Genomic DNA, 12997 nt, shown 5'->3' on the forward strand with positions numbered 1-12997 from the left:
GGGTCATGGCGCCCGAAGAAGCGCTTCGATCTCCGCCCAGACACCCTCTGGATTCGCCACCATCTCGTTCGCCCAGAACCGCACGACCCGCCAGCCAAGCTGTTCCATTGCCGCTGTACGCCGCGCGTCCGCTTCGACCTGAAACGCGTGTTGCTCGCCGTCGATCTCGATAACCAGTTTCTTCGCAACACAAGCGAAGTCCGCAAAATAAGGACCTATCGGATGCTGGCGCCTGAACTTCACGCCACCCATTCGCTTGGCGCGCAGTAACTCCCAACAGACTTGCTCGGCCCGACTGCCGTCCCGACGGAGTTCTCGCGATCTCGTCGTGCGGTGTTCCGGCATCCGACCCACCTCTCCCTCCCCGCGCTTCGCGCGGGTCCCCTCCCTCTCCCCCCGCGTATGACGCGGGCGGAGAGGGCGTGGTGTTCAAAAGCGGCGGCATGGGAGGGATGCTCTCAATCCTCAGTCGAGTTTCACACCGGCCGCTGCGACGACCTTCTGCCACTTTTCGATTTCGGTGCGGATGCGCTTGGCGAACTCCGCTTGCGACTCGCCGCCGACCTGCGCCAGCTGTTCCTTCCAGATCGCCTGGAGCTTCGGGTTGCCCAGCGCCTTCACGATCTCGTCGTACATGCGCTTCACGATCGGCTCGGGCGTTCCCTTGATCGCCCACAGTCCGTACCAGGTCGACACGATCCAGGCCGGCACGCCGATCTCGGCCGCGGTCGGCATATCGGGGAACTCAGGCACGCGCTTGTCGGTGGCGACGGCGAGGCCCAGGAGCTTGCCGGCCTTGATCTGCTGCGCCGAGGTGCCCATGCCGTCGAACATCATGTCGGCGTTGCCGGCGAGCAGGTCCTGCATCGCCGGGCCCGCGCCGCGATAGGGCACGTGGACGATCTCGGTCTTGGTCTCGAGTTTGAACAGTTCGCCCGCGAGGTGATGCGCCGTGCCGGCGCCGGCCGAAGCGTAGTTCACCTTGTTCGGGTTGGCCTTCAGGTAGGCGATGAACTCGGCCGCGGTCTTCGCCGGCACCTTGTTCGGGTTGATCGAGATCACCTGCGGCACCAGCGCGATCATGGTGATCGGCTCGAAGTTCTTCTCGAGGTCGTAGTCGAGGTTCTTGTAGACCGACGGGGCGATGGTGTGATGGATCGCGCCCACGAAGAAGGTCTGGCCGTCGGGCTTCATCTTGGCGGCCTGCGAGGCGCCGACCGTGCCGCCCGCACCGCCCTTGTTGTCGATCAGGATCTGCACGCCGAGCTGCTCGCCGACCTGGGCGGCCAGCGGCCGTGCGAAGACGTCGGTGCCGCCGCCGGCCGGGAACGGGTTGACCCAGGTGATCGGACCGTTCGGCCAGCCCTGCTGGGCGCGGGCCACGGCGGGCGCCGCCAGCGTCGCGGCGAGGCCGAGCTTGAGGGCTTTGCGGCGCGAGGTTGAGAAACTCGACGTCATGGCTCTTTTCCTCCCAGAAGGTTCTTGTCGTCTCTGTTGTCCATTGAATCGAGGACGGCCTGCTGCTTGGCACGCAGGTGCCCCACGAGCAGGTCACGTAGCGCAGCGCCGTCCCGGGCGGCAAGCGCTTCGATCATGGAACGATGTTCAGAGACGGCCTGATCCCACTTGGCCGGGTTGAGGTTGGAGCGAAATCTGAGCGCGTGCAGGCGTGCATTGATGGTGCGGTAGGTCTGTTCCAGGACCGCATTGTCCGCCAGCGCGTTCAGCCGGTCGTGGATCAGGCGGTTGGTCCGGTAATAGGCCGGCAGGTCGCGGTTGGCATGGGCCGCTTCCATCTCTCCCTGCAGGGCGCGCAAATCGGCGACGTCGGCGTCGGTGACCCGGGCCACGGCGAGCTCCCCCGCCAGGCCCTCGAGCGCCCCCATCACCTCGAAGGCGCCGCGAACATCCTCGCGCGACAGCGCCACGACCTGGGCGCCCTTGTTGGGCAACTGGACCAGCAGGCCGTCGGCCGCGAGCATGCGGAAGGCCTCGCGCAGCGGCGTGCGGGAGACGCCCAGCCGCTCGCTCAGTTCGCGCTCGTTCAACTTGGCGCCCGGCACTAGCTCGCCCTCGATGATGAGGGTGCGCAGCCGCTCGGCCGCCGCCTCGGGCAGGGTCAAACGCGCAATCGGGAACGTCGAGCCATCCATCTCTGGACTCACTCTGGCATATTGTATACAAAATGCAACAGCGAAGCCGAAAGGAACTTTCCGATGCGCCTGAACTCACACCCCGCCGGACGTCATTTCCTGCAAATTCCCGGTCCGACCAACGTCCCCGACCGCATTCTTCGCGCGATGGATTATCCGACGATCGATCATCGCGGCCCCGAGTTCAACGCGCTGGCCAAGAAAGTCCTTCGCTCGGTTCGCCAGGTTTTCCAGACAAAACAACCAGTTATCGTCTATCCCGCATCCGGAACCGGAGCTTGGGAAGCGGCCCTCGTAAACACCCTGTCGCCCGGCGATCTTGTGCTGATGTGGGAGACCGGCCACTTCGCTTCTCTGTGGAAGAAGATGGCCGACAAGCTTGGAATCAAATCGGAATTCATGGGTGGCGACTGGCGCAAGCCGGCCGATCCCGCTGCCATCGAGAAGCGCCTGAAGGAAGATACCGGCCACGCCATCAAGGCGGTCTGCATCGTCCACAACGAGACCTCGACGGGCGTGGTGAGCGACATCTCGGCGGTCCGGCGCGCCATCGACGCGGCCAAGCACCCCGCCCTCCTCCTGGTCGACACGATCTCCTCGCTGGGGTCGGTCGACTATCGCCATGACGCCTGGGGCGTCGACGTGACGGTGGCGGGCTCGCAGAAGGGCCTGATGCTTCCGCCGGGCCTCTCCTTCAACGCGGTGAGCGAGAAGGCTATCGAGGTGTCGAAGTCCTCGAAGATGGTGAAGGCTTTCTGGAACTGGGACGAGATGCTGACGGCCAACGCCAACGGCTGGTTCCCCTACACGCCCGCCACCAACCTGCTCTATGGCCTGAGCGAAGCCTGCGACATGCTGCTCGAAGAAGGCCTCGACGCGGTGTTCGCCCGCCACACCCGCCACGCCGAGGCGACGCGCACCGCCGTCACGGCCTGGGGCCTCGAGATCCTGTGCAGCGATCCCAAGGCCTATTCGGGCTCGCTGACCGCGATCGTCATGCCCGAGGGCCATGACGCCGACGCCTTCCGCAAGGTCGCGTTGGAGAACTTCAACATGTCGCTCGGCCAGGGCCTGACCAAGGTCGCGGGCAAGGTGTTCCGCATCGGCCATCTCGGTGACTTCAACGACCTGATGCTGATGGGCACCCTCTCCGGCGTCGAGATGGCGCTGGGCCTCGCCAAGGTCCCGCACAAGGAAGGCGGCGCGCAGGCCGCCATGAACTACCTGCGCGACACCGCGCCGGGCGCCCGGAAGGCCTGAGCGGATGGCCGATCCGATGCGCCTCTACGTCACGCCGGCCTCGCCCTGGGTCCGGCGTGTCCGGATCTGCATCGAAGAACTGGGGATCGGCGACCGCTTCGAATACGTCCAGACGAAGTGGCCGCACGCCTGGGGCACGCGGACCGTGGAGATGCCCGCCGACTTCGTGCAGGCAACGCCTGCCATGCGCATCCCCGCGCTGGTCGCCGACGACGTCACACTGACCGACTCCCATTCGATCTGCGACTACCTCGACGGCAAGTTCGGCCACCATCGCCTCCTCGCGGCGGACGGGCCTGAGCGGTGGCGGGCGCTCGAGATCAACGCGCTGGCCTCAGCGATCCTGGAAGCGCAGATCATGCGCCGCGCCGAACTGCTGCGCACCGGCGCCGACCGTTCCGACGACTTCATCGCCAAGATGCGCGACCGCGGACTGAGATGTTTCGCGATTCTGGACAAAAAAATGTCGCCGAACGGCGACATTTTCGGACTGGCCGAGATCACATCTGCCGTCGCCTGCGGCTACGACGAATGGCGCTACGGGCCGGGCTGGCGTGACGCGGCCCCGAAGCTCGCCGCCTGGTACGATATCGTCGCGCAGCGCCCCTCGATGAAGGCGACCGAACCGGCCGAGACGCCGCAGCGCTGACGCCACGGTACCGATTTACCCTCCAGCGGTATTCGCGAACCGCAAACATTGGTTGTGCTGTCCGATAGCGGACTTCACCCGCCAGAGTTGCAACTCAAAGACTGACCCGAAGTTACTCCGTCATCGACCGACTTCCGTCCTCACGTGCGGAGCGCTCAATGACCGAACTCGCGACATCACGGCGTCACCTGCTGAAAGCGGCGGGCATCGTAACGGGCACAGTCACCGCCTACGTCCCCGCAAAGGCCTCGGCCGACTGCATCCTGGGCATCATCTGCATAGGCGGCGGTGGCGGCAGCAGTGGCGGTGGTGGATCGGGCGGCAGCAGCGGCGGCACCTGCTTTCATCGCGGCACGAAGGTCCTGACGACCAAGGGCTATCGCACGGTCGAAACGCTCAAGGTCGGCGATTTCCTGCCGTCGCGCTTCGGCGGTCCCCTGCCCCTTCGGCGCATCGAGAGCTTCACCGTGCATCGCAATCCGGCCGGCGACTGGCCGGAAGAGACACGGATGGTTCGCGTGAGCCGCAGCGCGCTGGCCGACAACGAACCGTCGGCCGACCTCTACGTGACCTGCTCGCACGCCTTCTTCCTCGACGGCGTACTGATCCGGATCGGCAGCCTCGTGAACGGCACGACGATCGCGTTCGACGATGCGCCCGGCCGCGACTCGCTCGACTTCTTCCATTTCGAGTTCGACCGACATGACGTGATCGATGCCGAAGGCGCCGCCGCGGAATCGCTCCAGGCCGCGGGCATGCAAGCGTGCGCACCGATCCTGGAGTTTCGCGGCGGCCGCAGCCGGCTCAGCTCGCGGCTGCGCAGCGCGGCGGCGCCGATCATCGACCGGCGCCAGCCTCTCGACCTGATTCGTGACCGGCTCGAGGAACGCGCCGGCGCCTGAGAAGCCTAGCCCGGGATCGAGAGCGGCGCCGGATCGCCACCGACCGGCCGACGCAGGCAGGCGACATGATGACCGGGCGCCACTTCGAGTAGCGGCGGCGACGTCACGCGGCATTCCGCCGTCGCATAGAGGCAACGCGTGTGGAAGTGGCAGCCGGGCGGCGGCTTGGCCGGACTCGGCACGTCGCCCTGCACGATCCTCTTCCTCTTGCGGCGGCGCGTGGGGTCGGGCGCGGTCGCGGCCGACAGCAGCGCCTCGGTGTAGGGGTGCAGCGGCTGCGTGAAGAGCGTGCGCTTGTCCGTCAGCTCGACAATGCGGCCGAGATACATCACGGCGATGCGGTGGCTGATGTGGCGCATGACCGCGAGGTCATGGCTGATGAACAGATAGGCGAGCCCGTATTCTTCCTGCAGGTCGATCAGCAAGTTCAGCACCTGCGCCTGCACCGACACGTCGAGCGCCGAGACCGGCTCGTCGGCCACGATTACGTCGGGATTGACCGACAGCGCCTTGGCGATACCGAGCCGCTGGCGCTGACCGCCGGAAAATTCGTGCGCGTATTTGCGCATCGCCTCGGGGCGCAAGCCGACGCGGCGGAACAGTTGCGCCACCCGCTCGTCGCGCGCCGCGCCCCGGGCGATGCCGAAATTCTCCAGCGGTTCGCCCACGATCGTGCCCGACGGCAGGCGCGGGTTCATCGAGGAGTACGGATCCTGGAAGATCGTCTGGATGCGCCGGCGATGCGGCCACATCGCGCCGGGCTTCAGGGTGGTGACGTCCTCGCCAGCCAGCACGATCTTCCCGGCAGTCGGCTCGATCAGCTTCAGCACGACCTTGCCGATCGTCGACTTGCCACAGCCCGATTCGCCCACCAGGCCCAGCGTCTCGCCGCGCCGGATCGAGAAGGTGACGCCATCGACCGCCTTCACCGCGCCGACCTGGCGCTGCAACAGGCCACCATGGATCGGGAAGTGCTTTACCAGCCCTTCGACCTGCAGGACGGGGGTATCGCTCATGCCGCCCTCCTCACGCTGTCGATCTCCCAGCAGGCGACGAGGTGCCCTGCCCCGGCGTCGATCAGTGGCGGTGCCTCGCGGCGGCAGCGGTCGGTGGCGAAGCCGCAGCGCGGCGCGAAGGCGCACCCGATGATCGGCTGGGTGAGGATCGGCACGAGGCCCGGGATCTCCTGAAGGCGCGGCCGCGTGCCGGCGGCATCGGCCTCGACATCGAGCCGCGGGATCGCCCGCATCAGCCCGCGCGTATAGGGATGCAACGGCTCGGCGAAGAGCTGGTCGACCGAAGCCTGCTCGACCTTGCGGCCGGCATACATGACCACGACCCGCTCCGTCGTCTCGGCCACGACGCCGAGATCGTGAGTGATCAGGACGATCGCGGTGCCGGTCTTCTCCTTGAGCTCGAGCATGAGGTCGAGGATCTGCGCCTGGATTGTGACGTCGAGCGCCGTCGTCGGCTCGTCGGCGATCAGCACCTGCGGATCGCAGGACAGCGCCATCGCGATCATGACCCTCTGGCGCATGCCGCCCGAGAGCTGGTGGGGATATTCGTCGAGCCGGCGCCGCGCGTCGGCGATGCGCACCAGGTCGAGCATCTCGAACGCCCGCTCCCGCCCCGCCTTCCACGACACGCCGAGATGGCGCACGACGTTCTCTGCGATCTGGGTACCGACGGTCAGGACCGGGTTGAGGCTGGTCATCGGCTCCTGGAAGATCATCGAGATGCGATGACCGCGCAGGCGCTTCATCTCCGCCTCGGTGAGCGTCGTGAGCTCCTCGCCCTCGAACTTGATCGAGCCCGAGGCAATGCGGCCGGTCTCCGGCGGGATCAGCCGCAGGATCGACATCGCCGTCACCGACTTGCCGCAGCCTGATTCGCCCACGATGCCCAGGGTCTCGCCGCGCGCCACGTCGAACGACACGCCGTCGACGGCACGCACCACGCCGTCCAGCGTGCTGAACTGGGTATGGAGGTCGCGAACCTCGAGGATCGCGCCGGGGTTCGCGCTCACAGGCGCCTCGCCAGACGCGGGTCGAGCCGGTCGCGCAGACCGTCGCCCAGCAGGTTCACCGCCAGCACCGTGACCGCGAGGAAAGCGCCGGGGATCATGATCGTCCAGGGCGCGATCTGAAAGAAGGTGCGGCCCTGGGCGATGATGTTGCCCCAGCTCGGCACCTCGGGCGGCACGCCGGCGCCGAGGAAGCTGAGCCCCGCTTCGATCAGCATCGCCGAGGCACAGACATACGTCGATTGCACGATCAGCGGCGCCAGTGTGTTGGGCAGGATGTGGCGCGTCATCAGCTTCCAGTTCTTCGTGCCGCCGGCGATGGCGCTCTCGATATAGGGCTGGGCCCGGATCGACAGCACGACCGCGCGCACCACACGTACGACGCGCGGCACCTCGGGGATCACGATGGCCACGATCACGATGCCGAGGCCCGGACGCGACAGGGTGATCAGTGCGATGGCGAGCAGGATCGACGGGATGGCCATCAGCCCGTCCATGATGCGCATCACCAGCGCATCGACCTTGCGGAAGTAGCCGCAGGCGAGACCAAGCGCGAGGCCCAGGATGCTGGAGAAAGCCGCCACCGAGAGTCCGACGATCAGCGACACGCGCGCGCCGTAGATGGTGCGGGAGAAGACGTCGCGGCCGAACTGGTCGGTGCCGAACCACCAGCGCTCCGACGGCGGCCGCAGCCGGTTGACCGGCGCGATCTTGAACGGGTCGTTGGTGGCGATGTACGGCGCGAATATCGCCATCACGATCAGGACGGAGAGCAGCACCGCGCCGAACGCGATCGTCGGATTGCGCCGGATCGCCTTCCACAGCGAGAAGCGGCGGGCGGCGGGCAGAGCGAGGTCGTCGGTAACTACGGCCATGTCAGTACCGGATCCGCGGATCGAGGAAGGCGTAGGAGATGTCGATGATCAGGTTCACCAGCACCTTGGCGCCGGCAAAGACCAGGATCAGCCCCTGCACCACCGGATAGTCGCGCTTCAGCACGGCGTCGACCGTGAGGCGGCCGAGGCCCGGAATGTTGAACACCGTCTCGGTGATGACGACGCCCGAGATCAGGAGAGCGATGCCGATGCCGATCACGGTGACGATGGGCACGGCGGCGTTCTTCAGCGCATGCAGCAGCAGCACGCGGTCGGTCGCCAGGCCCTTGGAATTGGCCGTGCGGATATAATCCTGCGACAGCACTTCCAGCATCGAGGCGCGGGTCGTGCGGGCAATCAGCGCCATGTAGGTGATGCCCAGCGCCAATGACGGCAGGATCAGGCTCTGGACGAAGGGCCAGAACCCTTCCTTGATCGGCGTATAACCCTGAACTGGCAGCATCTGCCATTGCACGGCAAAGAAGTAGATCAGGATATAGGCCAGCACGAAGGTCGGCATCGCGAAGCCCAGCACGGCAAAGCCCATGGCCAGCCGGTCCACCAATTTGCGCACCTTCCACGCGGCCAGCACACCGATCGGAATGGCCATCGCCACGGCCACGAACAGGGTCGAGAGCGTGAGGGCGACCGTCGGCTCGAGACGCTGCGAGATCAGCCGCGTCACGGGAAGGTTGGAGAAGATCGAGACGCCCATGTCGCCGCGCACGAGCTGGGTCGTCCAGACGAAGAACTGCTCGACCATCGGCCGGTCGAGACCGAGCTTGGCGCGGACCGAGGCGATCGCCTCGGTCGTGGCGTCCTCGCCGGCGATAATCGCGGCCGGATCGCCCGGTGCGAAGCGCAGCAGGAAGAACACGAACAGCGCCACCACGGCCATGACGGGCAGCGTGGCAAGCAGGCGACGGATGATATAGGCGGTCATGACGAGGCCTTGCCCGGGTCAGGCAAGGCCTCCCTGCGTGCGACGGCTACGCGTACTCGAAACGGCATTATTTCTTCGTGATTCCCCAGAGCACGGCGAGACCCGTGTTCGGCACGATGCCCTCGATGCGGTCGGCACGATAGGCGAGCGGCGTGTCCCACTGGCCGAACGGGATGTAGACGACCTGCTCCATCGCGCGTGCCTGCAGCTCGTTGGCGATCTTCTTCCGCTCTTCCTCGGTCTGCGCCATGCCGAAGGCGCTGCGCAGTTCCTCGATCTTGGCGTCACAGGGCCAGCCGAACAGGCCCTTGTCGCAGGCCGCGCCGATCCAGGTGTGCAGCACCGGATTGGCCGAGCCGACGCCGCCCGAAGTGGTGACGAAGATGTTCCAGCCGCCCTGGGCCGGCGGGTCCTTCTTGGCGCGGCGCGTGACGACCGAGCCCCAGTCCATCGACTGCGCGTCGACGTTGATGCCGGCCTCGCGCATCGCCTGGATCAGCACCTGGGTCGCCGGCGTGATCGTGGCGTGGTCGGTCGCCGACAGGACGGTGATCGGTTCGCCCTTGTAGCCGGCTTCCTTGAGGAGCTGCATCGCCTTCTTGGGATTGTACTCCTTCATCCACTCGCGGCCGCCGGCGCTGTCGTAGGGGCCGCCGCAGGTCAGGAGCGCCGGGCAGACCTTGTAGTATTTCGGGTCGCCGACGATGGCGCGCAGGAAGTCTTCCTGGTTGATCAGGTAGTACATCGCCTGCCGCGCCTTCACATTGTCGAACGGCGGCTGGAGATGGTTGAGGCGGATGAAGCCCTGCGTGCTGTCGATCTTGCCGGTCTTCATCAGCTTCACGCCCTTGGCCTTCTCCAGCAGGGGGAGGAAGTCGTTGCTCGGCGCCTCGTAGAAATCGATCTCGCCGTTGATCAGCGCCGACATCGCGGTCTGCGGATCGGAGATCCAGACCAGCTCGATGCGGTCGACGCCCGGGATCTTGGCGCCGGCGAAGGACGACGGCGCCTCGGTGCGCGGCTGGTAGTCCTTGTTCTTGAGGTAGACGGCCTTGCTGCCCGGAACCCACTGGTCCTTGGCGAAGACGTAGGGGCCGGAACCGACCGATTCCTTGACCTGCTGCTGCGGATCGGTGAGCGCATCCTTCTCGCGCATGATCGCCGCGATCGAGCTGCCGCTCTTGCCGAGCGACTCGAGCACCATGCCGTAAGGCTCCTTCAGCACCATGGTGAAGGTCTTGTCGTCGACCGGCTCCATCTTAGCGACGAAGCCCATCAGGCGCTGGCCGACGCCGTCCTTGGCGCCCCAGCGCTTCAGCGAGGCGATGACGTCCTTGGTCGTGACAGGAGAGCCGTCATGGAACTTGAGGCCGTCGCGCAGCGTGAAGGTGTAGGTCAGCTTGTCCGGGCTGATTTCATACTTCCCAACCATCTGAGGCTGGGGCTTCTGGTCGGAATCGTTGCCGAACAGCGTGTCGTAGACCAGCGCGCCATGGATGTTGGCGATCGTCTGGGTGGTCCAGACCGGGTCGATGACGCGCACGTCGGCGTGCATCACCGCCTTGAGGACCTTCTCCTGCGCCTGGGCCGGCGCCTGGACGGCGGCGAACGGCAGCGCCAGCGCCAGCGCGCCCGCGAAGACTCGGTTGAACATTTTAAACACTCCCTTACTCCCCGCAGAGAGTATGCAAAGCCACGCTCCGCTTTGTCCAGCGCGACGCTCTTCCCTGCTCATTGGACCGCGGGCCTCCAGGCCCGCCTCATGAGCGGGCCTGGAGGCCCGCGGTCCGACTTAGAAGATCAGCCCGCGCGGCTTGGCGCCTTCGTCGAGCGGCCAGATCGGACGTTGGACCTTTGTGTAAGGCACCTTGCGATGATCGCGCGGCAGCGGGCCGGTCGATTCGACGTAGATCACTTTCTTGGCAATCGGGCCGTAGGCCGCCATGAAATGGTTCGTCGACTTCACCACGACGAGCTTCCGCTCGGTCGGATCGATCCCGAGGTTGGTGAACAGTTCCAGCCCGGTCGCCTGCGTGCGATTGGCAATCAGCACGACCTCGACGCCGCCAATGCGAATTGCCGCACAGTCGCCGACCGAGACCTGCGTCGGCCCGAACCGCTGCCAGGCATCGCGCTTCAGGCCAATGATCTCGACCTCGGCATCGATCGGCTGGCCGGAACTGGGCGCGATCTTGCCGCCGAAACGCAAGCCGATGCGGGCGCAGAGACCGGCGTCGAAGCAGATGCGGACGGCGATCGGATCCCAGATCGGCCCGAGGCAGGCGCTCTCGACGTCCTTATCGATCAGGTGCCGCAGGATGTCGGTATTGTCCGACGGCGCCCCGCCACCAGCATTGTCCGACGGATCGGCGATCACGACCGGCAGGTCGTTGAAGGCGACGCCCTCGCCGATGCCGGCCGCCACACTCAACGACTGAGGCGCGGTCTTGCCGCGCAGGGCTACCAGCTCCTCGCCCAGCGAGGTCGCCAGCGCATCGGCCTTCTTCTTGTCGCCGTCGGCGATCACCAGAACGCGCGTGCCGATCTCGGGAACGTCGCCGTAGGGAAAGCAGTGCGCGATCGAGACGGAAAGGATGCCGTCCTTGCCCTCCATCGCCATGATCCGGTCGACGATGCCACGCATCGGCTGCATCGTCGTCGGATAGCTCTGGATCTGGCGGCAGTCGTAGACCGACATGACCGGCTTGATCTTGCCGCGCAGCGTCGCCAGCACGAGATCGAGCACATCTTCGGCGCGCTCGACGACGTCGGTGTGGGGAAATTCCTTGTAGAGCACGATGATGTCGGCCTGGGACACGCGCTTCATCGTGAGATGGCAGTGCGGGTCGAGCTCGACGCCGATCACGCAGTTCGGCCCGACCAGGGCGCGGCAGCGTTCGATGATGTCGCCTTCGACGTCGTCGTAACCGTGCGCCACCATCGCGCCGTGCAGGCCGAGCAGCAGCCCGTCGACCGGCAGCGCCGCCTTGAGCTGGCCCAGGATCTCATCGCGCATGGTCTCGTAGTCGGCGCGATTGGTCGTGCCGGCGGGGCTGGCGGCAAAGCAGCTCCCTTCGATCAGCTCGAAGCCTTCCGCCTTGGCGCGGGCCCGCGCCACGAACAGCGGCGCGGTGCACATGCGCGGCGCGTCGGTCGGATGCTCGCCCGCCCCGAAGAACACCGACTCGCGATAATTCTCCAGGCTCGTCGGCAAGGGGGAGAAGGTGTTGGTTTCGGTGGCCAGCGTGGCCGAGAACAGACGCATGGTGCTCCTAGGGGACGATACCGGCGGGTAGGGAAACACAGTGCCGGGCAATCGCGCCCGGCGTCGTCAGCCATATCGAGTCGCGATGACCGGCGATATGACGAAGCGCGCGCTTGAGGTGCCGCAGCCGATGCGGCTGGCCCACGATATAGGCGTGCAGCGCGATGCCCATGACAAGCGGCCGCTCCTGCGACAGTTCCATCATCTCGTCGAACTGGTCGATCAGGATGTCGGCGAACTGGGCGGCGCCATCCTTGCGTCCGACGATCGAAGGAATGTCGTTGGCTTCCTGAGGATAGGGCACCGCAAGGATGCGCTTGTCATTGCGGCAGCGGAACCAGATCGGCTGGTCGTCCATGCACCAGTCCAGAAGGTAGCGATAACCCGCTTCGGCCAGCAGGTCGGGCGTGACGTGACTGTGTGAAATCCACGGCCCCAGCCAGCCTTCCGGCGCGCGGCCCTCGGCGTCCGCCAGACGTTTGGTCGCCTCGCCGATCAACGCCCGCTCGCCCACTTCGTCGAGCACGCCCTGACGCTCGGCATTGGTGCGTCCATGGCCCACGATCTCGTCGCCGCGCGCCCGGCAGGCCGCGATCAGCTCCGGCGCATAGTCGTACATCGAGCTGTTGACCAGGGCCGCCATCGGCAGCTTCAGGGCGTCGAAGGCGTCGAGCATGTACCAGGCGCCGACGCGATTGCCATAATCGCGCCACGCGAAGTTGAGAACGTCGGGATGTGGACCACCCGGCGCCAGTTCAGCCCCAAGACCCTCGCCATAAGAAAAATGCTCGAGATTGAGCGCAAAGTAGACGGCGAGCCGTCGGCCAGCCGGCCAGGAGTAATCGGCGCGGCCCCGCAGGGGGACATAGCTGTAACGGTCGTGTGTTCGCAGTTCCATCCCGACAAATTAACGTCGCAAACCACGAA

The 12997-nt window shown here is 66.1% G+C and carries 13 protein-coding genes; 3 read left to right on the forward strand and 10 right to left on the reverse strand.

Annotated elements, in window-relative coordinates; translation table 11 throughout:
• Positions 1–3: 3 nt before the first annotated feature.
• From AC1RP5_RS15040 to AC1RP5_RS15050, 3 genes are all read right to left on the reverse strand, one after another.
• Positions 4–345: an endonuclease domain-containing protein gene (locus AC1RP5_RS15040; protein WP_493111769.1), complete on the reverse strand. Its 342-nt coding sequence runs from the start codon at positions 343–345 to the stop codon at positions 4–6.
• 120 nt (positions 346–465) lie between these two features.
• Entirely contained in the window at positions 466–1458 is a 993-nt protein-coding gene (locus AC1RP5_RS15045) for a Bug family tripartite tricarboxylate transporter substrate binding protein (RefSeq protein WP_493111770.1), read from the reverse strand.
• Positions 1455–2153, reverse strand: a complete 699-nt coding sequence (locus AC1RP5_RS15050) for a GntR family transcriptional regulator (RefSeq protein WP_493111772.1) — start codon at positions 2151–2153, stop codon at positions 1455–1457. The genes AC1RP5_RS15045 and AC1RP5_RS15050 overlap by 4 nt, the downstream gene beginning before the upstream one ends.
• A 63-nt stretch (positions 2154–2216) precedes the next feature.
• On the opposite strand from AC1RP5_RS15050, the gene AC1RP5_RS15055 reads away from it, so the two are divergent.
• From AC1RP5_RS15055 to AC1RP5_RS15065, 3 genes are all read left to right on the forward strand, one after another.
• Positions 2217–3413, forward strand: a complete 1197-nt coding sequence (locus tag AC1RP5_RS15055; RefSeq protein WP_493111774.1) for a pyridoxal-phosphate-dependent aminotransferase family protein — start codon at positions 2217–2219, stop codon at positions 3411–3413.
• Between the two features lie 4 nt (positions 3414–3417).
• Positions 3418–4062 carry a glutathione S-transferase family protein gene (locus AC1RP5_RS15060; RefSeq protein ID WP_493111775.1) on the forward strand — a complete coding sequence of 215 codons (645 nt, stop codon included), beginning with the start codon at positions 3418–3420 and terminating at the stop codon, positions 4060–4062.
• Positions 4063–4220: 158 nt separating this feature from the next.
• Positions 4221–4964, forward strand: a complete 744-nt coding sequence (locus AC1RP5_RS15065) for a Hint domain-containing protein (RefSeq protein WP_493111777.1) — start codon at positions 4221–4223, stop codon at positions 4962–4964.
• A 5-nt stretch (positions 4965–4969) separates the two neighbouring features.
• Here AC1RP5_RS15065 and AC1RP5_RS15070 read toward each other — a convergent pair whose 3' ends face one another.
• The 7 genes from AC1RP5_RS15070 to AC1RP5_RS15100 form a co-directional block, all read right to left on the reverse strand.
• The gene (locus tag AC1RP5_RS15070) at positions 4970–5980 is read right to left on the reverse strand and encodes an ABC transporter ATP-binding protein (RefSeq protein WP_493111778.1); all 1011 of its coding nucleotides are present in this window, start codon (positions 5978–5980) and stop codon (positions 4970–4972) included.
• On the reverse strand, positions 5977–6990 hold the full coding sequence (locus tag AC1RP5_RS15075; RefSeq protein ID WP_493111780.1) for an ABC transporter ATP-binding protein: 1014 nt from the start codon (positions 6988–6990) through the stop codon (positions 5977–5979). The genes AC1RP5_RS15070 and AC1RP5_RS15075 overlap by 4 nt, the downstream gene beginning before the upstream one ends.
• A complete protein-coding gene (locus tag AC1RP5_RS15080; RefSeq protein ID WP_493111782.1) occupies positions 6987–7862 on the reverse strand; it encodes an ABC transporter permease in 876 nt (291 codons plus the stop codon). The genes AC1RP5_RS15075 and AC1RP5_RS15080 overlap by 4 nt, the downstream gene beginning before the upstream one ends.
• A gap of 1 nt (position 7863) precedes the next feature.
• A complete protein-coding gene (locus AC1RP5_RS15085) occupies positions 7864–8805 on the reverse strand; it encodes an ABC transporter permease (protein WP_493111783.1) in 942 nt (313 codons plus the stop codon).
• 67 nt (positions 8806–8872) lie between these two features.
• Entirely contained in the window at positions 8873–10459 is a 1587-nt protein-coding gene (locus AC1RP5_RS15090; RefSeq protein ID WP_493111785.1) for an ABC transporter substrate-binding protein, read from the reverse strand.
• Between the two features lie 138 nt (positions 10460–10597).
• Positions 10598–12070, reverse strand: coding sequence for a M81 family metallopeptidase (locus AC1RP5_RS15095; RefSeq protein WP_493111787.1), 1473 nt, complete (start codon positions 12068–12070; stop codon positions 10598–10600).
• 7 nt (positions 12071–12077) lie between these two features.
• Positions 12078–12968 carry a polysaccharide deacetylase family protein gene (locus tag AC1RP5_RS15100; protein WP_493111789.1) on the reverse strand — a complete coding sequence of 297 codons (891 nt, stop codon included), beginning with the start codon at positions 12966–12968 and terminating at the stop codon, positions 12078–12080.
• Between the last annotated feature and the right edge of the window lie 29 nt (positions 12969–12997).

Source organism: Reyranella sp. GW821-FHT12G01, assembly GCF_058806575.1.

Coding starts and splice junctions, on each gene's coding strand:
- AC1RP5_RS15060 (WP_493111775.1), top strand. CDS start 3,418: ATGGCCGATCCGATGCGCCTCTACGTCACGCCGGCCTCGCCCTGGGTC.
- AC1RP5_RS15070 (WP_493111778.1), bottom strand. CDS start 5,980: ATGAGCGATACCCCCGTCCTGCAGGTCGAAGGGCTGGTAAAGCACTTC.
- AC1RP5_RS15085 (WP_493111783.1), bottom strand. CDS start 8,805: ATGACCGCCTATATCATCCGTCGCCTGCTTGCCACGCTGCCCGTCATG.
- AC1RP5_RS15100 (WP_493111789.1), bottom strand. CDS start 12,968: ATGGAACTGCGAACACACGACCGTTACAGCTATGTCCCCCTGCGGGGC.
- AC1RP5_RS15040 (WP_493111769.1), bottom strand. CDS start 345: ATGCCGGAACACCGCACGACGAGATCGCGAGAACTCCGTCGGGACGGC.
- AC1RP5_RS15050 (WP_493111772.1), bottom strand. CDS start 2,153: ATGGATGGCTCGACGTTCCCGATTGCGCGTTTGACCCTGCCCGAGGCG.
- AC1RP5_RS15090 (WP_493111785.1), bottom strand. CDS start 10,459: ATGTTCAACCGAGTCTTCGCGGGCGCGCTGGCGCTGGCGCTGCCGTTC.
- AC1RP5_RS15095 (WP_493111787.1), bottom strand. CDS start 12,070: ATGCGTCTGTTCTCGGCCACGCTGGCCACCGAAACCAACACCTTCTCC.
- AC1RP5_RS15065 (WP_493111777.1), top strand. CDS start 4,221: ATGACCGAACTCGCGACATCACGGCGTCACCTGCTGAAAGCGGCGGGC.
- AC1RP5_RS15080 (WP_493111782.1), bottom strand. CDS start 7,862: ATGGCCGTAGTTACCGACGACCTCGCTCTGCCCGCCGCCCGCCGCTTC.
- AC1RP5_RS15045 (WP_493111770.1), bottom strand. CDS start 1,458: ATGACGTCGAGTTTCTCAACCTCGCGCCGCAAAGCCCTCAAGCTCGGC.
- AC1RP5_RS15055 (WP_493111774.1), top strand. CDS start 2,217: ATGCGCCTGAACTCACACCCCGCCGGACGTCATTTCCTGCAAATTCCC.